The 19238-nt window shown below is 66.6% G+C and carries 17 protein-coding genes; 11 read left to right on the top strand and 6 right to left on the bottom strand.

Features of this window, described 5'->3' with window-relative positions; translation table 11 throughout:
* Window positions 1-134: 134 nt before the first annotated feature.
* A complete protein-coding gene (locus FOZ76_RS14380; RefSeq protein WP_143948958.1) occupies window positions 135-905 on the top strand; it encodes a TVP38/TMEM64 family protein in 771 nt (256 codons plus the stop codon).
* Window positions 906-989: 84 nt separating this feature from the next.
* Here FOZ76_RS14380 and FOZ76_RS27715 read toward each other — a convergent pair whose 3' ends face one another.
* The 6 genes from FOZ76_RS27715 to FOZ76_RS14355 all read right to left on the bottom strand — a co-directional run bounded on the left by FOZ76_RS27715 (window position 990) and on the right by FOZ76_RS14355 (window position 8092).
* Window positions 990-1121: a putative transporter small subunit gene (locus FOZ76_RS27715; RefSeq protein ID WP_211366248.1), complete on the bottom strand. Its 132-nt coding sequence runs from the start codon at window positions 1119-1121 to the stop codon at window positions 990-992.
* 53 nt (window positions 1122-1174) lie between these two features.
* The gene (locus tag FOZ76_RS14375) at window positions 1175-2830 is read right to left on the bottom strand and encodes a sodium:solute symporter family protein (protein WP_143948957.1); all 1656 of its coding nucleotides are present in this window, start codon (window positions 2828-2830) and stop codon (window positions 1175-1177) included.
* A gap of 444 nt (window positions 2831-3274) precedes the next feature.
* Window positions 3275-4537 carry an OmpA family protein gene (locus FOZ76_RS14370; RefSeq protein WP_143948956.1) on the bottom strand — a complete coding sequence of 421 codons (1263 nt, stop codon included), beginning with the start codon at window positions 4535-4537 and terminating at the stop codon, window positions 3275-3277.
* On the bottom strand, window positions 4534-5388 hold the full coding sequence (locus FOZ76_RS14365; protein ID WP_143948955.1) for a motility protein A: 855 nt from the start codon (window positions 5386-5388) through the stop codon (window positions 4534-4536). Before FOZ76_RS14365 ends, FOZ76_RS14370 begins: the two co-directional genes overlap by 4 nt.
* 176 nt (window positions 5389-5564) lie before the next feature.
* A complete protein-coding gene (locus FOZ76_RS14360; RefSeq protein WP_170235453.1) occupies window positions 5565-6812 on the bottom strand; it encodes an MFS transporter in 1248 nt (415 codons plus the stop codon).
* Window positions 6813-7162: 350 nt separating this feature from the next.
* Window positions 7163-8092: a LysR family transcriptional regulator gene (locus FOZ76_RS14355; protein ID WP_143948953.1), complete on the bottom strand. Its 930-nt coding sequence runs from the start codon at window positions 8090-8092 to the stop codon at window positions 7163-7165.
* 233 nt (window positions 8093-8325) lie between these two features.
* Between FOZ76_RS14355 and FOZ76_RS14350 the strand changes: the two genes are divergently transcribed.
* From FOZ76_RS14350 to FOZ76_RS14305, 10 genes are all read left to right on the top strand, one after another.
* Complete coding sequence (locus FOZ76_RS14350; protein ID WP_425473285.1) at window positions 8326-9255, top strand: SDR family oxidoreductase; 930 nt, start codon at window positions 8326-8328, stop codon at window positions 9253-9255.
* A gap of 17 nt (window positions 9256-9272) precedes the next feature.
* A complete protein-coding gene (locus FOZ76_RS14345) occupies window positions 9273-10142 on the top strand; it encodes a MaoC/PaaZ C-terminal domain-containing protein (protein WP_143948952.1) in 870 nt (289 codons plus the stop codon).
* Window positions 10139-11101, top strand: a complete 963-nt coding sequence (locus FOZ76_RS14340) for a Bug family tripartite tricarboxylate transporter substrate binding protein (protein WP_143948951.1) — start codon at window positions 10139-10141, stop codon at window positions 11099-11101. Before FOZ76_RS14345 ends, FOZ76_RS14340 begins: the two co-directional genes overlap by 4 nt.
* The gene (locus FOZ76_RS14335; RefSeq protein WP_170235452.1) at window positions 11098-12087 is read left to right on the top strand and encodes a Bug family tripartite tricarboxylate transporter substrate binding protein; all 990 of its coding nucleotides are present in this window, start codon (window positions 11098-11100) and stop codon (window positions 12085-12087) included. The genes FOZ76_RS14340 and FOZ76_RS14335 overlap by 4 nt, the downstream gene beginning before the upstream one ends.
* A 27-nt stretch (window positions 12088-12114) precedes the next feature.
* Window positions 12115-12510, top strand: a complete 396-nt coding sequence (locus FOZ76_RS14330) for a Zn-ribbon domain-containing OB-fold protein (protein WP_143948949.1) — start codon at window positions 12115-12117, stop codon at window positions 12508-12510.
* Window positions 12507-13667, top strand: a complete 1161-nt coding sequence (locus FOZ76_RS14325; protein WP_143948948.1) for an acetyl-CoA acetyltransferase — start codon at window positions 12507-12509, stop codon at window positions 13665-13667. Before FOZ76_RS14330 ends, FOZ76_RS14325 begins: the two co-directional genes overlap by 4 nt.
* Before the next feature lie 15 nt (window positions 13668-13682).
* Window positions 13683-14849: an acyl-CoA dehydrogenase family protein gene (locus FOZ76_RS14320; protein ID WP_143948947.1), complete on the top strand. Its 1167-nt coding sequence runs from the start codon at window positions 13683-13685 to the stop codon at window positions 14847-14849.
* Window positions 14846-16015: an acyl-CoA dehydrogenase family protein gene (locus FOZ76_RS14315; RefSeq protein ID WP_143948946.1), complete on the top strand. Its 1170-nt coding sequence runs from the start codon at window positions 14846-14848 to the stop codon at window positions 16013-16015. The genes FOZ76_RS14320 and FOZ76_RS14315 overlap by 4 nt, the downstream gene beginning before the upstream one ends.
* Before the next feature lie 68 nt (window positions 16016-16083).
* Window positions 16084-18258, top strand: coding sequence for an acetate--CoA ligase family protein (locus FOZ76_RS14310; RefSeq protein ID WP_170235451.1), 2175 nt, complete (start codon window positions 16084-16086; stop codon window positions 18256-18258).
* Window positions 18255-19199: an SMP-30/gluconolactonase/LRE family protein gene (locus FOZ76_RS14305; RefSeq protein ID WP_143948944.1), complete on the top strand. Its 945-nt coding sequence runs from the start codon at window positions 18255-18257 to the stop codon at window positions 19197-19199. Before FOZ76_RS14310 ends, FOZ76_RS14305 begins: the two co-directional genes overlap by 4 nt.
* Window positions 19200-19238 lie beyond the last annotated feature (39 nt).

The raw sequence follows: 19238 nt of genomic DNA, 5'->3' as shown, positions 1-19238 counted from the left end.
CCGGCTGCGCGTGAACCGATCCCGTCGCTCGGACCCTGTTTGCTGAAACGAACGTCGGCCGGGTGCGCCGCTTGCTGAAACAACCGTCGCCCCCGGGCGCGGGCACTTCGGCGCGCCGCATTTGTCTTTCTCCCATGAGCGTACGATCGCATGCCGGCCGCGGTTCGCGGCTTTCCCCCTGGCTGTTGCCCGCGACGGTGCTGCTGTTGTTCGTGGCCATCGCCGCCGCCGTGTGGATGGGCACGCCGCTGCACGACATGACGATCGACGATTTCGTCGATGAGGCCGAACGGCTCGCCGAGGCGCCGCTGGCGCCTTTCGTGGTGCTCGGCATCTACGTCGTCGGCGTCTTTCTGCTCGTGCCGCTCACCGCCATCATTGCGGCCACCGGGGTCGTCTTCGGCGCCTGGCCCGGCGTGGCCTACGCCTTCATCGGCAGCATGCTGGCGGCGATCCTGAGCTTCGGCGTAGGCACGCTGCTGGGCGGCGACAAGCTGCGCCGGATCGCCGGCAGGCGCGTGGATGACCTGAGCCGCAAGGTGGCGCGCACGGGCGTGCGCGCCGTGCTGGCCATACGCCTGGTGCCGGTCGCGCCGTTCATCGTGGTCAACCTGGTGGCCGGCGCCTCGGCGATCCGTCTGCGCGACTACGCCATCGGCACGGCGATCGGTCTGACCCCCGGCATCCTCATCAAGGTGGTTTTCGCCGACCAGTTGGCGCAGGCGTTCGAGACTTCGGACGACGCCCTGCTCACTCAGCTCGGCATCGCCGCGGTGGCGTTGATCGCGCTGGGCTGGCTCCTGAAGCGGGGGCTGCGGCGCTGGGCCGCGCGGCAATCGGACGACGAGGGCGGCGAGCAGGAGGTTCGCGCGCTGGAGCGCGGCGAGCCTCGCCCGCCGGGGTGACGACAGGCCGGGCTCCGGCCTTCGCCCTTCGTGGGCAATCTTGAATAGACAAGGCGGCCCCAGGGGGCCGCCTTGGCGCGTGCGTCAGATCATTTCGGCGCCCGTGCGTTTCGCCTCGCGCCAGTCGCGCCACAGAGCGACGCAGAGCAGGGCGAGGATGCCGGCCGACAAGGCCGGCCAGACGAGGATGTACAACAGCAGCAGGGTCGTATTCATCGATTTTTCCTTGCAAGCCCCGGCCTGGGCCGGGGGGACGTAGGGTCAGCGGATCAGCGGGCCTGCGCGGCGGGCTGCGTGTGGTAGGACGTGACGCGCTGCGCCAGTTCGCGGAAGTCGAAGCGCGGCGCCCGGCTCGCGAGGCTCATGCCGATGCAGATCGCGGTGCTCACGCCATACGCGGTGAGCGAAGCCAGGAGGACCAGGTAGTCGCGCAGGAAGCCCACGCACAGGGGCAGCAGGACGACGGCGGCGACCACGGCGAGGACCACCGACACGCGCTTGGAGAAGAAGGCGAAAGCCATGAGGCCGGCCACCACGCCGCCGCCCACGGCCGCGCAGATCTCCAGCACCGTGCCGGCAAAGCCGTCCAGCGGCACCCAGCCGAAACGCACGCACACGAACACCAGCACCGCGACGGCCACGGAAGTGGTGAAAGCCGCATTGGTGACGCGATCCCAGTAGAAGCTCGCGATCACGGGGAACACGATGGCGCCCCAGAGCGCGCCCACGAACACCAGCATCACCAGGATGTCGAGCTGCAGGCTCGCCAGGATCACGCCGATCATGGTGGCCACGATCATGGTCATGCGGCCGATCCACAGCATCTTGCGCGGGTCGGGCTTGCCGCGCGCGAGGTTCTTGCCGTAGATGTCGGCCATGACGATGGCGGACAGGGCGGACAGGTCGGAATCGGCGGTGGACGAGAGCGAGCCCACGACCAGGATGAAGAACAGACCGATGGCGAACGGCGGCAGATAGGTGGAAGCCATCTGCGGGATGATGTTGTTCATGTCGCCATCGAGCGGCTGCAGGCCGGTGAACAGGGCGAGCAGACCCAGCATGCCCAGGCCGATCACCACGGCGCCGTAGCCCAGCGTGGCGGTGATGAAGGTGGGCTTGATGAGGTCCTGGCGCACGGCGAACAGGCGCTGCGCGATCGTCTGGTTGCCGATCGCATAGGCGAGCACCGCCACGAAGAAGGGCGCGCCCTGCTCCAGGATGGCCTGGCCGGAGAAGAAGTTGGCCTGCTCGGGCGTCAGGCGCTGCATGCCCTCGACCAGCAGCGTGGTGCCGCCGGCGTTGAAGAACACCAGCGGAATGATGATGGCCGCCGAGGCGATCATGGCGAAGAGCTGGGCGAAGTCGGTCATCACCGACGCGCGAAAGCCCGACCACAGGGTGTAGGACAGCACGCCCAGGCCGGCGATCAGCACGCCCTGCGTGAAACTGAGCGGGGTGAGCACGGCCACCAGGGCGCCGGCGGCGGTGAAGTTCACCATGAGGCTGATGCAGCTACCCACCAGGTTGGATACGGCCAGGATCATCTGGCTGGACGTGCCATGACGGGCGTGCAGCACTTCGGCCAGCGTGTGCGCATCGGGCGCGAGCGCGCGAAAGCGCCGACCGTAGGGGTAGATGAACAGAATCATCAGCGCGCCCCAGAGGCCGTAGTGGATGGGGCCGGACAGACCATAGGTGTAGCCCGAGGTGGCGCTGGCGTAGAACGACGCTGCCCAGATCCAGGTGGCGATCATGCTGGCGGCGGACATGCCGAAGCCCACGGCGCCGTTGGAGACCATGTAGCCGTCAGCGTTCTCGTGCTTCTTCCGGATGGTGAGCGACATCAGGAAGGTGAGACCGTAGAAGCCGACCAGCAGCAGCAAGGTCGCGGTAGTGGATAACTGGAACAGAGGTGTATCGGACATATGACGTTGGATTCTCCAGATAGGCGCGCCAGCGCGCCTCGCAGGCGGCGAGGCGGCATTGGGTGCGCGAGGCTCGCGCAGTGCCATGTCGCTCATCGGGATGGATGAAGCGGCAGCCCCGGCGCACGTTGGCCGGGCTGTTGACGGGCGTGCGGATGAGTTGTTCTGGGGCGCGCCAGGGCCGAAAGTCTATAGAAAATCGTTAGAGTTATAAATACTTTTATAGAAATGATGTGAGTCGATAGCTTCGCGGTGCGGTTGCGGAGGGCGCACGACAGCAGGCGAATGTCTGGGGCGAGGGGGCGTGCCGGCGCCTGAATGCGCACGCCCGAACGGCGTGGCAGAAAACTACCCAGGTATATTTGGCGGGGCATGTCCCGAGGCTGTCCGGCCGGACGAGCCAGGACGAGCGTCGAAGGCGCTTCATGGCCGAAGGCCGGGCCGTCAGCGCGAGAGCGGCGGCGGCTTGGTGCCGGGCGGGATGTCCATGATCAGCTCCACCCGCCGGTTGGTGGCGCGTCCCTCGGCCGTGCCGTTGTCGGCGATGGGGCGGGTATGGGCATAGCCGATCGCCCGCAGGCGATCCGAGGCGACGCCGCCGTGCATGAGCTGGCGCAGCACGCTGGTCGCCCGTGCGGTGGACAGTTCCCAGTTGGACGGGAAGCGGTTGGTCTGGATCGGGATCACGTCGGTATGGCCCTCCACCGAGACGGGATAGGGGTGCCGCGCCAGCGCATGGGAGAGCCGACCGATGACCTCGGGGCCGGCACCGGCGAGATCGGCCTGGCCGGAAGGGAACAGCAGCTCGTTGCTGATGCGAAAGCTCACCGAGCGTTCGTTGAGGATGACGTCGATGCCTTCGCCCAGGCCGTCCAGGCCGAGCTGTGCGAGGTCGGGCAGGGGCTCGGGCGCCATCGCAGCGGGCGCCGGCGCGGCCGGCTCGCCGGTGGCCAGGGCCGGACCAGGTGGCGCGCGCCTGCCTGCCAGCCGTTCGGCAAAGTCCGCAAAGCCCGGCAGGGTCCAGCGTTGCGGCGCGTCAGGCGCCTCGGGGGCGATGCTGCCCGCCAGTGCGACCGTATGCGGCAAGGTGTCGGGCAGGTCCATGGCCGCTGCGAGCGGTGCGCCGGCGTCGTCCGAATCGGCCGGCAGGCTCGCACCGTCAGCCGTGGCCAGGGCGGGCAGCGGCGCCTCGGCATGGCTTGCGACGGTCGGCAGGCCCGCGCCTTGGTCCGTGGCCTGGGTGACCACCGGCGCCCAGGCACCGTCCGCGTAGGCCAGCAGGCTCGTCGCGTCCTCGCCCGCAGCTTGCGCGGCTGGCGTGGCCACGTCGGGCGTTGCGGCATCCGCGCGGGACGAATCGCCGGCCACGTCGGCTGGCGCCGCCGCGGGCTCCAGTTGCGGGGGGCCGACGGCGCGCACGGCCGCCATGGCGGACGGATCGCCGGACAGCGTGGGAAGAAGTGCGGCCGCGCCGCCCTGCGCGCGGGCCAGGGCGACCAGGACCACCAGCAGCACGAGCATCAGCGTGACCAGGTCCAGATAGCTCAGCATCCAGCCGCCGCTTTCGTCGTCACCCACCGGTCCGGCCAGGCGCCAGCGTGCGCGCCGCGCGCGCTGTGCACCGCGTTCGAGCTGCTCGAGCCGCTTCAGGCGCTCGCGAAGCTCCGGGTGCAGCGAGCGCAGCGGGGCCGAGGGGTTGGCGCTCATCGCGGCGTGGCGGCCGGCCGGGCCGGCGCGCCCGCGGGGGTGCCGGCGTCGCGCTGCGCGAGGCGGCTGTCGTGCATTTCGTCTTCGTAGTCGGCCATGAAGGCCTGCAGCGTTTCGCGCAGCACGGCCGGGCTGCGGCGCTCGGCCATCAGGCCGATGCCGTACATGAGGGTGTTCATGGCGAGCACGCGCTGCTCGGTGCGGCGTTCCAGCTTGACGGCAATCGGCTTGCACACCAGGTTGGCGAGCAGGATGCCGTAGAACGTGGTCATCAGCGCGATGGCCATCTGCTGGCCAATGGCCTGGATGTCGCCATCGCCCAGCATGGTGAGCATGTTGACGAGCCCGACCAGGGTGCCGATCATGCCGAAGGCCGGCGCAAAGCCCGCCATGACGCGAAAGAGCTGGGCTTCGGCCTGCTCGCGGGCGCGCAGGCGGGCGATGCGCCATTGCAGGAAGTCGGCGACTTCATCGTCGGGCGTGTTGTCGATGACCAGTTGCACGCCGCTGCGCAGATAGGGGTTGTGCACCTCCTGCAGGGCTTGCTCGGCCTGGTGCACGTCGTGCCGGCTCCAGATCTGGGCGATGTGCGTGAGATCCTCGATGTCGCGGCCGGTCGTGCTGCGCTCGCGGCTGAACACCGTGCGCACCAGCGCGAAGATCCGCAGCACTTCGCGCAGCGGATAGGCGATGAAGGTCGCGGCGAACGTTCCCCCGAGCACGATGGCCAGCCCCGGCAGGTTGACGTACATGCTGGGGTCGTTGCTGGCGAACATCAGCACGATGGCCAGCAGCAGCAGGCTGGCGAAGATGCCGATCAGGGTGGAGGGGTTGAGGCGGGAGAGTTTCATGGCGACCGGCGGCGCGCGGGCCGAGGCAGGCGATCGGAGAAAAGCATCGGCCATTGTAGGTGTCGCCCGCGGCCCTCAAAGGCCGGGAAACAGGCGGGAAAACCGGCCAAAACCGGTGATCGGGCGGTGCGCCGGCCTGCGTCCATCCCGCGGTCAGTCCGCGGCGAGCCCGCGGTTCAGGCCGGCACCGGCCGCATGCCCGCCGGCGGCCGGGCCGCCAGGAACATCAGCGAGCCCAGCAGGGCCAGGCTGGCCAGCACGGTGAAGCCGGGGCGATAGTCGCCCATGCGGTCGGCCAGGACGCCGGCGACCAGCGGGCCGGCGATCTGCCCGATCGACACCACGATCAGCGACAACCCCAGGATCTTGCCGATGGCGAGCCGGCCGAAGTAGTCCGCCCGCACGGCCTGCATCAGCGGACCGCGCAGCCCCCAGGCCATGCCGTGCAGCAGGGCGAAGGCCGCGATGTGCAGCGGCGACTGGGCGTGAGCCAGCAGCAGCATGCCGCTGGCGTGCATCAGCATGCAGCCGGCGCACAGATAGCGCTTCTCGAAGACGTCGCCGATCAGCCAGCCCAGGCCGACCCCGGCGATCTGCGCGATGGTCATGAAGGTGATCGCCAGCGCGGCCTGGGCCAGGGTATAGCCCAGCCCGTGGTGGATGTGCGAGATCGCGTGGACGTTGACCGCGGTCACGATCAGCAGCGCGCTGCCGTGGCCGCCGGCCAGCAGCCAGAAGGCGCTGGTGCGCAGGGCCTGCCGGGCGGTCAGGCCCTGTCGGGCGGCAGCCTCGCCGTCCGCGGTCGGCTTGCCGGCGTCGGGCACCGGCGGCGGCAGGCCGTCCAGGGTCTGGCCGACGTCCTCGGGGCGGCGCTTGAAGAGCGAGGCCAGAGGCAAGCCCGCCGCAATGATCAACACGCCCGAGGCGAAGGCGGTCGGGCGCCACCCCCAGGTCTGGATCGACCAGGCGACCAGAGGCACGCAGGTGCCGCCCAGGGCGAGCCCGAAGCCGACCGTGGACAGCGCGCGAGCCCGCTTGCGCTCGAACCAGTTGATGACGCCCACGGTGACCGGGAAGAAGCCGGACAGGCTGGAGCCGATGGCGATGACGATGATGGCCCCGTAGAACGTGCCCAGCGATTGGATCGTGCTCAACAGCATGAAGCCCAGGCCGAGAATGGCGACGCCCAGCCTGATCAGCCCGCGCGAGCCGAAGCGGTCGACCAGCCAGCCCAGCAGCGGTCCGAGCAGGGCCGCCTCGGCGGACTGCAGCGCGGCCGCGCCGGACAGCGAAGTCTTGCTCCAGCCGCGCTCGTCGGAAAGCACCGATACGTAGGCCCCGAACGCCTGGTGCAGCAGGCCGGCCTGCAGGAACTGTATGGCGCAGCCCGCGCCGACGATCTTCCACCCGTAGAACTTGCGCATCACGCTGTCATCTTGGAACGCGGCGCTCCAGGAAGACCGCGACCGCCGCGCGGGCGGGCCGCGCTGCCAGGCCGGTCGTGCCGGCGCGCGGTGACGGGGTCGTGGATGGCCGGCAGGCGCCGGCATGGGGGGGAAGGCAAAGCTGCAGTGAGCGCTAGCATGCCAGCGATGGTAGCACCGGGTAACCGTCGAGCGCCAGGGGACGGGGCCTGACAACAGCTCACGCAGCCATTGTGCGTCCATTCCGGGCGACGGTAGCCGCCTGCCGCGCTATCCGCGATAACTGATGCGCCATGCGCGCCTGGCTCAGCTTGCCTGATCGACTGCGAGACCGTTTTCCTCGATCTCGCTCACCACAGTTGCTCAACCGTCTTGCGCGTCGACGCAGCCTCGTTGAGAAGCCAGTCGCAGAACACGTCACGCATTCCGTGTTTCTGACCTGACCGCGGACGAAGAAGTCTGTACGCCGCGTCACGCTTCATCGGCCGTCCGAATGGGCGAATCAGGTCGCCTCTATCGATTTCCTCCGTCAGCATCGCAAGTTGACCCATGGCAATGCCCAGGTTCTGCGATGCGGCGCGCCATGCGAGTAGCGAGATGCTGTAGCTACTGCGGTCCGCCTGTTCCATGCGGCGAGCCAGCGATGGGTCCGAGCGTGCGAGCCAGTCCTCCCAGTCCGCGTGGCTGTACCGCGCGAACAGCAATCTCAGTCTTTCGTTCGAACCTTCCGACAGATGGTCTGCACAGTAGGAGGGTGCGCAGACCGGATCGATCACGTCGTGGAAAAGTGTGGTGCAGATCTCGTCCTCGGGCACTTCGCCGATGCCGGATTGAATGGACACGTGTACGTTGTCCCGGGTGAAGTCCACGTCACGCATGCCGGTGACGATGTCGATCTGCACGCCAGGCTGAGCCTGCTCGAATTTCGCGAGCCGAGGCAGCAGCCACTGGGTTGCGAACGTGGTGTAGGTGCGCACGCGCAATGCCCCATCGGTAGGTCCCGAGACCAGATCGTTGGTCGCACTGGAAATGTCGAGGAACGCCGGCAGAATCCGCTCGGCATATCGCGCGCCGGCGGGAGTGAGCTTTACGCCGTGCCGGCTACGTCTGAACAGTTCCACGCCCAGATAGGACTCCAGCACAGCAATCTGCCGGCTGACCGCTGATTGGGTGACGTTCAACTCCCGGGCGGCGGTCGTGAGGTTGTGAGTCCGTGCCACGACATCGAAGAAACGCAGTGGGTTGAGCGGTGGAATGAAGCGCTCGCGGGTATCGGCCATGGCTCGTGGCGTGCGGCCCGCTCCCGCCTTCTTCTGCGTGTCCAGGCCATATGGATATGGAGCCGTCAGCCTATCAGAGCAGCCCCACGCTCGTCCAGCAACTGCTCACGGCCCACGCGCCTGCACCGCATTCGTTCGAGGTCTGACTATTTGTGATGTCGACCCCAAGCAATTGGAAGTATTCAGCCCTTCTCTGTTTCCCTATATTGAGCGCCAACTTATGGGAGACAGCTATGACGACGAGTCACGCCACGATGGTGGACAAAGTGGTGATCGTAACCGGGGGCGGAGGCGCGCTCGGCAAGGCCATCGCGGCTGCGATGGCGGCCGAAGGCGCCAGTGTCGTGGTCAATGACCTCGGGGTCAGCCTGAAGGGGGAAGGCGGTTCATCGACCGTTGCGGACATGGTCGCGGCGGAGATTACTTCTGCCGGGGGCCGCGCCATCGGCGACGCCACCAGCATAACCACATTCGACAACGCCCAGCAGATCGTGCAGCGTGCCGTGGACACCTTCGGCCGTGTGGATGCCGTCGTCAATAGCGCTGGCATCCTGCGCGATGCGATCTTTCACAAAATGGAGGAAGCCGAATTCGATGCGGTGATGAAGGTCCACCTTTATGGCGCGTGGAACATGAGCCGCGCCGCCGCCCCGCATTTTCGCCAGCAAGGCAGCGGCGCTTTCGTGCACATGACTTCCGCCGCGGGTCTCATCGGGTCTATCGGTCAGGCGAACTACGCCGCAGCCAAGATGGGCATCGTGGGGCTGTCCCGCTCCATCGCCATGGAGATGCAACGCTTTGGCGTGCGTTCGAACTGCATCGCGCCGCATGCCTTCGGCCGGATGATCGAAAGCGTACCTGGCTTGTCGCCCGAGCAGCAGGAGGCGTACATGGCAAAGCGTCGAGCAACGACGCGAGCAGATCAGGTGGCACCGCTCGCGGTTTTCCTGTGCTCCGACGGGGCCAAGGACATCAGTGGTCAGATCTTCGGTGCGCGTGGCAACGAGGTTTATTTGTACAGCCAGCCCCGGCCAATACGCGTTCTCCAGAGAGGGGACGGCTGGACGTCGCAATCGCTCGCATCGACCTTGCCGGGCGCATGGAGGTCCTCGCTGACGCCGCTTGAGCGCACGCGGGATGTCTTCCCATGGGATGCGGTCTGACAGCTTCAGGAGCAATCATGCCCCTAGATCCGCAGGCCCTTGCCAGTTGGCGGTTTCCCGAGGTCACGCAGGACTATAGCGATCGCGATTCTCTGCTGTACGCATTGTCGGTGGGGTTCGGTGCCGTTCCGACGCATCCGGGCGAGATCGACTTCGTCTATGAGAAGCAGCAGCGGACGGTTCCCACAATGGCGGCTGTCCTGTGCCACCCCGGCGTATGGCTACACAACCCGGCGTTCGGGGTCACGCGAAACAAAGTGGTGCATGGCGAGCAGCGCATGCGCTTTCATCGTCCCTTGCCGCCCGCCGGTCGCCTGCGCGGTACGGCGCGGGTGCTGGCCGTCGAGGACAAGGGTATCGACAAAGGCGCGGTGGTGCATCTGGAGCGATCCATCGCCGAGCGCGACAGCGGCGAGCTTTACGCCACCATAGTGCATTCGACGTTCTGCCGTGCCGACGGAGGATTCGGCTCGGGATTCGGCGAGGCGCCGGCGCTCCATGTCGTGCCGGAGCGGCCCGCCGACGTGGTCGTGCGCCTGCCCACGCGGGCCGATGCGGCGCTGCTGTACCGGTTGAACGTGGACCGCAACCCTCTGCACGTGGACCCGACGTTCGCCTCGAAGGCGGGCTTTCCTCGCCCGATCCTGCACGGGCTCTGTCTCTACGGCATTGCCGCGCGCGGGCTTGTCCAGGCACTTCTGGGCTGGGACTGCGCACGGCTCGCGTCGCTCGATGTGCGCTTCTCCGGCGTGTTCTACCCCGGCGAGACGCTGGAACTTTCACTTTGGCAGGACAAAGAAAACATCAGCTTCGTCGGCCGTTCGGCCGAGCGCGAGGTGGTGGTATTGAACAACGGCCTGGCCGTGACGAGGAGACAAACAGAATGAAGAGATTTCTGGCTTTCACGATTTCACTGACGCTCGCGGCGACGGCGGTGGCGGCAGACACGTGGCCGTCGCGATCCATCAGGTACATCGTGCCATTTGGCGCGGGAGGATCCACCGACACCCTGAGCCGCGTCATCGCGGAACGGCTGCAGCAGCGGCTCGGGCAGCCGGTGGTCATCGAGAACATCGGCGGCGTGGGCGGCTCCATCGGCATGGCGCGCCTGAGCCGGGCCGTACCGGACGGCTACACCATCGGGCTGGGCAATACGGCCAGCCACGCCATCACGCCCGTCATCCAGCCTGTGAAACCCTATGACCCCATAGAAGGCTTCACCCCCATAACGCTGCTGGCGGAGTACCACAACGTGCTGGTGGTCAATGCCGCCCTGCCCGCGAAGGACCTGTCCGAGTTCATCGCGCTTGCCCAGCGTTCCGACACGCCCCTCGCCTATGGCTCCTCCGGCGTCGGTTCCAGCAACCATCTCACCAGCGAACTGCTGGCCAGGGGCGCCGGAGCGAACTTCACGCACATTCCGTACAAGGGCAACAACGAGGCGATGACAGCGGTCGCGGCCGGCCATGTGGACTGGATGTTCGCCACCGCTTCCGAGGTTCAACCCTTCGTGGCTGCGGGCAAGGTGCGTGCGCTGGCCACCTCGGGCCAGGACACCGAGCCGTTGCTGCCGGACGTGCCGCCTATCGCGAGCGTGTTGCCCGGGTTCAGCGTCGTCGGATGGATGGCGTTGTTCGGGCCTTCCCATCTGCCAAAGGCGATAGCCGACCGGATCAACAAGGAGGTGGTCGACATCCTCGCCGACCCGCAGGTGGCGGCGCGCTACGAGGCTCTGGGCCTGCGGGTCGTCGCCAGCACGCAGGCCGAGGCCACGCGGCGCGTGGCAGAGGATTACGAATCATGGAAGGCGGTCTCCGAGGCCGCCGGCGTCGGAGGACGGCCATGACCGGAACCACTGGCTCCATCTCGCTGCGGCGGCGTGCGGTACTGTCGGCAATGGCGACCGCTGTGCTGCCCGGATTTGCTGCGGCAGCGGCTGGCGGAGAGGTTATCCGCCTGGTCATCCCCTATCCGGTCGGCGGCGGAACGGACATCATCGGCCGCTTGCTGGCGGCCACGGGCTCTGAGCGTCTGGGCCGAGCGGTGGTGCCGGAGAACCGCGGCGGCGCGGACGGACTGATCGGCATCAGGGTGGTTGCACAGGCCCGGCCCGACGGCAGCGTGCTGGGCATCAGCGGCATCGGTACCAGCGTGACGCTGGCGTTGACCCAGAAGAACATGCCTTTTCTGATGGGGCGGGACCTGGAGCCGATCGCCCACCTTGGGGCATTCGGCAACCTGATCGTAGTGCATACGCAGTCGCCCTACCCCGACCTGCCTGCTCTCCTGGCCGCGGCGCGCGGCCGATCCGAACCCTTCTTCTGCGGCACCCCGGCCCAAGGATCGCCGAGCTACATCACTCTGCGCTACCTGTGCACCGCTGCGCAGGTGGATATCTCGTCCGTCTCCTATCAAGGCCACGGCCAGATCCTGAATGATCTGTTGGGGGGACAGCTCGACATGGCGCTGCTGTCCGTGCCCATCGCCCGAGCGGCCATCGAGGCCGGCCAACTGCGGGCGCTGGCCGTGACCAGCGCGGAACGCTCCAGCGTGCTGCCGGATGTCCCCACGGTGCGCGAGGGGGGAATCGACGATTTCGACGCTTCGCTGTGGAACGTGCTGGTCACGGCCAAGGGGGCGCCCGAGCCTGTCATCGAACAGCTCAACGAAGCGGCGAACGCTTCTTTCGCATCGGCTCATGCGCGCGAGGTTCTGCACACCGCGGGCGTGGAATTCCGCCCCTACACGGTTGCCGAGACCCGGGCTTTCGTCGCTCAGGAGGGGGAGCGCTGGCGACGCATCACTCGAGCGGCCGGCATCGAGCCTGCCTGAATCGGCAGTCGCGGCAGAAGCTGAACAATGACCAAGGAATCGAAACTCATGAATGAACGCATAGCGCAGTCTCCACTGGCCACGTATACCGCGCATCTGCAGCGTGGAGCGTTGGCCTACCAGTACGACAAGGAACGTGACCACGCTGTTTTCTTTCCGCGGGTGATTCCGGAGAATGGCAGCGTCGAGTGGCGGGTGAGCCAGGGCCGTGGCACGGTGTATTCGAGCACCGTTGTGTTCCCGCGCGGGGCGGCGCCCTACAACGTGGCGCTGATCGATCTGGACGAGGGCTTTCGCATGATGAGCCGTGTCGAATGTCCGGATCCGATGCAAGTGACCATAGGCCAGAGGGTATCGGCACGCATCGTCCGCGCGGAAGGCGAGGAGCTTCCCCTGGTGGTTTTCGACCGGGTGGACGCATGAGCGCAGCCAGCATCGAACGCGGCAGTTGCGCCATCGTCGGCGTGGCCGAATCCGACCTCGGCGAGGTCGCTCCGGGGTTGTCCGCGATGGACTTGGCCGCGCAGGCCACGCACCGTGCACTGGCCGATGCCGGTATCGGCCTGTCGGAGGTGGACGGGTTGTTCGGCGCGGCCACGCAGAGCCGCATGTTCACGCTGGCACTGGGCGAATACCTGGGCATCCAGCCGCGCTATACGGACTCCAGCTACACCGGCGGCTCCAGCTTCATGAGCCACGTTGCGCATGCCGTTGCCGCTATCGAGACCGGCTTGTGCAAGGTGGCCGTGGTGGCGTATGGCAGCACCTTGCGCACTGCCGGACGCAGCGGCAACGTTGTCCGTGAATACAACCCCTGGGAGGCTCCCTACAAGCCTTTCCTGCCTTCATCGGGCTATGCGCTGGCGGCAGCCCGCCATATGCACGTGTACGGCACCCGGCGCGAGCACCTGGCAGAAGTGGCCGTGGCCGCGCGCCAATGGGCGCAGCTCAACCCGCTCGCCTGGGCGCGTGGCGAACTGACCGCCGAACAGGTCCTGGCCTCGCCGATGGTGAGCTATCCGCTTACCGTGCGCGACTGCTGCCTGGTCACGGACGGCGGTGCCGCCCTGGTATTGACGTCGGCGCAGCGGGCGGCGCATCTGGCCAAGCCCCCGGCCTATGTCCTGGGCTGCGGCGAGGCGCAGACCCACCAGAGCATCTCGCAGATGCCGGACCTCGTCGCCACCGGCGCCAGGCAGTCGGGCGAGACTGCATATCGCATGGCGGGTCTGGGACCGTCGGATGTGGATGTGCGCGGGCTCTATGACGCGTTCACGATCAATCCCATCCTTTTTCTGGAGGACCTGGGGTTCTGCCCGAAGGGCGAGGGCGGCGCCTTCGTGTCCGACGGCAGGCTGCGCCCGGGCGGCTCGCTGCCCACCAATACCAACGGCGGCGGCCTTTCCTATGCCCATCCCGGCATGTACGGGCTGTTTCTGCTCGTGGAGGCTACCCGCCAGTTGCGCGGCGAATGCGGCCCTCGGCAGGTGGCCGGATGTGAAGTAGCGCTGGCACACGGAAACGGCGGTGTGCTGGCAAGCCAGAGCACGGTGATCCTGGGCTCGGCGGCAACCGTTTGAAGGTAGGACATCTCCATGGCACGTTTTGACAGCCGCGATGAGACGTCGATCCTCCTGGAGGACTCTGCGGATGAATTTCTTTCCCATCGCTTCGATCCACAGCGCCTTCGGGCGCAATACCAGGCCCGAAGCGGCTATGACCGAACCTTCTGGGCAGAGCTGGCCGGCCAGGGCTGGTTGGCGCTGCGGCTTCCCGAGGCGATGGGAGGCAGCGAACTGGGCATCGAGCATGTTGCGGTCCTCGCCCACGCCCTGGGTCGGCATGCGGCGCCGGACCCCTTCGTCGCGTGTGCCGTGATGCCTGCCGTACTGGCGACTGCCGCGGGTTCGGCGGACACGTCCTCCTGGCGGAGAATCGCGGCAGGCCAGGTGACGGGCAAGGCCGTCAGTACCGTCGCCTGGCAGGAAGGGCCGTTCGCACTCGATGTCGGTTTGCCCACTACCCGTGCGCAGCGTCGCCAGGAAGGCGGTTTCCTGCTCTCGGGATGCAAATGCCAGGTCGTGGCCGGAGATTGGGCCGACATCCTCCTCGTTAGCGCTTCGCTGGACGGCGAGGCCGCACTGTTCGCCGTGCAGCGCACGGCCCCGGGTGTGCACGTCGAAGGCCGCCTGACGAGCGACGGCGGCACCATCGCCACGATCGAGTTCCGGGATCTCGAACTGCCGCCAGATGCACTCTTGGCGAGCGGTGCGCCGTGTCTCGCCTCACTGCAACAGGCGGTGGACGAGGCCATGCTGGCGACGGCTGCGCAACTGTTGGGGCTCGCGGATCGTGCCTTCGAAATCACGCTGGAGTATCTTCGCACCCGCGTGCAGTTCGGTCATCCGATAGGCAGCTTTCAGGCGTTGCAGCACATGGCGGTGGATGTCCGGATCGGTCTGGCGCTGGCTGCTGCCGCCTGCGGTGCGGCGGTCCGGTTGCAATCCGGGCAACCCGGCAGCACCGCTGCTCGGGCAGCCGTGGCCGCGGCCAAGGCGCGTACCTCCGACACAGCGCTCCTGGCCGGCCGTTTCGGCGTCCAGGCACATGGCGCCATCGGCTTCGCTGCCGAGGCCGACATCGGTTGCTATCTCAAATCCGCCATCAGGCTTGCCGCGTGGCTGGGCAACGGCACCCAGCAGCGGCTCCGAGTCGCCAGGATCACGGACGCCAAAGCAGAACACCTGAAGGATGGGGCATGAATCCAATGTTGCAACACAGCCCTGCCGCGGAGCAGGACGACGAGGCCTTTCGATCCAGTTGGCGCGCCTGGATTGCCGCGCACTATGACTCCAAGCTGCGCAATCCATTGGAAAAGCTCACTGGCGAAGAGGCTCGCAAGTGGCTGCGGGCCCAGTACCGGGACGGTTGGCGCGCTCCTGGTCTGGCTGCGGCATACGGTGGCATGGGCCTTTCCCTGAAGCGGCAACTCATCTATCAGGAGGAGCTGGATCGCTTCGGTGTGGCGCGTCCGCTGGATCATGGGGTGCGCATGCTCGCACCCATCCTCCTGCGCTATGGCACCGAGGCACAGAAGAACTACTTCATTCCTCGAATATTGTCGTGCGAAGACGTATGGTGCCAGGGCTATTCCGAACCGAACGCCGGGTCCGATCTGGCCAACCTGCGTACCGCAGCCGTGGCCGACGGCGACAGCTTCATAGTCAATGGGCAAAAGATATGGACCACGTTGGCTACCGACGCCAACATGATGTACATGCTGGTGCGCACCGACGGCAGCGGGCGCAAACAAGAGGGCATCACCTTCCTGCTCGTGTCCCTGGACACTCCCGGCATCCGCGTGCGGCCCATACGTACCCTGGCCGGCGAGGAGCATCTCTGCGAGGTGTTTTTCGACGACGTTCGTGTGCCACGAGAGAACGTGGTCGGGGCGGTTGGCGATGGCTGGAAGGTCGGCAAGGTGCTTTTGGGTTTCGAGCGCTACAGCCATGGGGCGCCCGAATTGATCGGATTCGCATTGAGCGTGTTCGAGCGGACCGCCGCAGCGCTGCCTTGCGAAGTCCAGGCGAGTTTTCGCGAGCTGGCGGCCCGGTTTCGATGCGACGTGCGAGACGCGGCCGCGCTGTATGAGCGCCTGTGCGCAGACGCCTTGATCGGCACGGCCGACGAATCCGAGTTCTCCCTGTTGAAGCTCTTCAATGCCGAGCTATTGCAGGAGATTGCGCAGGCGAGCACTGAAATGGTCGGCGCGAATGGAGGAGTGTTGGGCGCGCATCCCGAATTGGGAATGCCCGAAGATCTGCAATGGCTCTACATGATCACGCGGCCGGTGACCATATTCGGCGGCACGTCCCAGATCCAGCGCAATCTGATTGCAACGCGAATCCTTGGCCTGCCCAAGGCGTAGGACGACGCAAGCGAGCGGGCAATGGGGCCAGGGCAGCCGCCCCGCAGAGCAACAACGAGTGGAGAGACATGAGTTCAGAACTTCAACTTCAAAGACAGGAGCCCGTCGTTCAACGCGTTGGCATCGGCGCCCTGATGGAGGCTCGGACCATCGCTGTGGTGGGAGCCTCGTCCGATCCTCGCAAGATCGGCGGACGCCCGATCGCCTACATGTTGGCACACGGCTTTGTTGGCGACATTTATCCGGTGAATCCGACGCAAAGCGAGGTGCAGGGGCTGCCGGCCTATGCCGCGCTGGCCGCCATAGGAAAGCCGGTCGATCAAGTGATCATTGCCATTCCCGGCGCCAAGGTTGAAGCGGCGGTGGAGGAGGCCCTGGCGTTGCCGGTGAAGTCCATCGTCATTCTGAGTTCGGGATTCGGCGAGATCGATCACGCAGGCTTGCTGCGGCAGCAGCGAATCGCGGAACGATGCGCCGCCGCGGGTGTGGCGCTGCTGGGGCCGAACTGCATCGGCATGGTCAATGCGCGCAGGGGGCAGTTCTCCACGTTCATGAGCGCACTGGAGCACCAGGTCTATCCTCCAGGAGACGTTGCCATCGTCAGCCAAAGCGGTGCCATCGGGTCCTACCTCTACGGCATGGCGGGCGAACGTGGCATTCGCTTTAGTCACTTCCTCGCGACCGGGAACGAAGCGGGCGCGGACGTGGCCGACTGTATCGCCTGGCTGGCCACGGATCCAGGTACGCGGGTAGTGATGGCCTATATCGAAGGCTGCCGCGACGGCGATCGCCTGCGCGCCGCGCTGGAGGCGGCGCGCCGCGCCCGCAAGCCCGTGATCGTGATGAAGGCCGGAGCCTCGGAGCAAGGTGCCGCCGCCGCGACTTCCCACACCGGTTCGCTTGCGGGCAGCGATGCCGTGTACGAAACCATCTTTCGCAGCCACAACGCCCGGCGAGTGCATTCAATGCAAGAGATGTGCGACCTGGCCTATGCCTGCTCGGTCGCGGGGCTGCCCCTGGGAAACCGGCTGGGCGTCATCACGCCGTCGGGTGGCGTGGGGGTCATCGTGGCCGATACAGCCGCCACCTGCGGTCTGGTACTGCCGCCGCTGTCGGTCGAGGCTCAGGAACACATACGCGCGATCGTGCCCTTCAGCAGCCCCGTGAACCCCGTCGACACGACCGGGCAGACGCTGGGCGACCGCAGTCTGCTGACAAGAATCATGGATGTCGTCTTCGAGCATGAAGGCTACGATGCCATCCTCTGCTTCAACGCCAACATGGGGCAGAGCGAGCAGGAGTTCGGCAAGATCAAGACCGAGTTCTTCCGCATGCGGGCACAGCATCCCACGCGGATCGTGATCTTCGGCTCGCGGGCGATTGCGCCGGTAGTGCAGGAACTCGAGGCGCATCGCATCCTGTACTTCGACGATCCGACCCGCGCGACCGCGGTACTCGGGGCGCTTGTCGCGATTGCGGCCGGTTTCGACAATGCAGCGGCGCCGGCACCGGCCGGGCGCGCTGGCTTCTTGTTGCCCCCCGGACCCATCAACGAGGCGCGTGCCCGCGAGCTGCTGGAATCCGCCGGCATCCCTTTCGTCCCGCAACGGGTCGTCACCGATGTGGAGGAATGCGTCACCGCGGGGGCGGCCCTGGGATTTCCGCTGGCGGCCAAGGTTCTCTCGCCCGACATTCTGCACAAGAGCGACGCCGGCGGCGTCCGTATCAACATTTCCGATGAGGCCGGCCTGCGCGAGGCCTGGACGGCAATCATGACCAACGTCGCCCGCCACAGCCCGCAGGCCCGCGTCGAGGGATTGCTGCTTTCGCCGATGGTGCAGGGCGGCGTGGAGATCGTACTTGGCGTTGCGCGCGACCCGGTGTTCGGGCCGGTGGTGATGTGCGGCTTGGGCGGTGTCTTCGTGGAGATTTTCAAGGATGTCGCCTTCCTGCCCGCGCCGGTCAGCCACGCTCAGGCCCTGGGCATGGTCAAAAGTCTGAAAGCGCTGCCGCTGTTGCAGGGTGCGCGCGGCAGACCTCCAGCGGACATGGAAACCATAGCTGCCGCCATCGTCGACCTTTCCGATTTCGCGTTGGCCTGCGGCGAAAGTCTCGCAAGCGTCGAGATCAACCCTTTCATTTCCCTGCCCACGGGCGGCTGGGCGGTGGACGCCCTGATCGTGCGACCGGAGACGGCTGCCGCCGCTGTCGTTCAACCCAAAACAGAAGAGCCTTGCGCATGACCACACCCCAGCTCAAGACACGGGTCGTTGCGAACGACCTATGGTTTCCGGAAGGGCCGGTGGCGCTGCCGGATGGCAGTGTGCTCGTGGTGGAGATCCGCCGCCGCACCCTGACCCGCGTGACCCCGGGCGGGCGCAAGCACATCGTCTCCACACTCGGCGGCGGCCCCAACGGCGCGGCGCTCGGACCGGATGGCGCCTGCTACGTCACGAACAATGGCGGGCTGAAATTCCATCGCCGCGCCGATGGTGTCATGGTCAATGCCGGGCAGTCGGACGACTACGTCACCGGCCGTATCGAACGGGTGAATATCGAGACGGGCAAGGCGGAGGTGCTCTATGACCGCGTCGATGGCGTGCCGTTGAAGGGGCCCAACGACCTGGTCTTCGATGCGCACGGTGGCTTTTACTTCACAGACCTGGGCAAAGCCCGCGCGACCGACACCGACTTGGGAAGCGTCTGCTATGCACGAGCCGACGGTTCGCTCATCAAGCGCCTGGTATTTCCCATCAGCAAGCCCAACGGCATCGGCCTGTCCCCCGATGGCAGCACGCTATACGTGGCGGAGACCGAGACCGCGCGCGTCTGGGCCTGGGACCTCAAGGGGCCGGGCGAACTGGCGCATCCGGTCGTGGCGTCCAATAGTTCACCGCATGGCAGCCGGCTCATCGGCATTTCACCCACCTTTGCGCGCTTCGACTCGCTGGCCGTCGAAGCTAGCGGCAATGTCTGCGTGGGAACGCTCCATCGGGGCGGTGTCACGGTCTTCGCCCCGGAAGGCGGCATCGTCGAGTTCCTGCCCGTCGACATAGACACGCACATCACGAACCTCTGCTTCGGCGGCGATGACATGAAGCGGGCATGGCTTACCGGCTCGTGGAGCGGCACGCTGATCGAGACCGAGTGGCCCCGTGCGGGCCTGAGATTGCATTGCCAATAATGGTCGAGCCGCGTGCCGACGACATTACCAGGGAGACAG

The sequence above is a fragment of the Verticiella sediminum genome (genome assembly GCF_007558815.1).
Classification (GTDB): Bacteria; Pseudomonadota; Gammaproteobacteria; order Burkholderiales; family Burkholderiaceae_B; genus Verticiella; species Verticiella sediminum.
The sequence above is the reverse complement of the archived record's forward strand: the minus strand, read 5'-3'. Positions and strand labels throughout refer to the sequence as shown.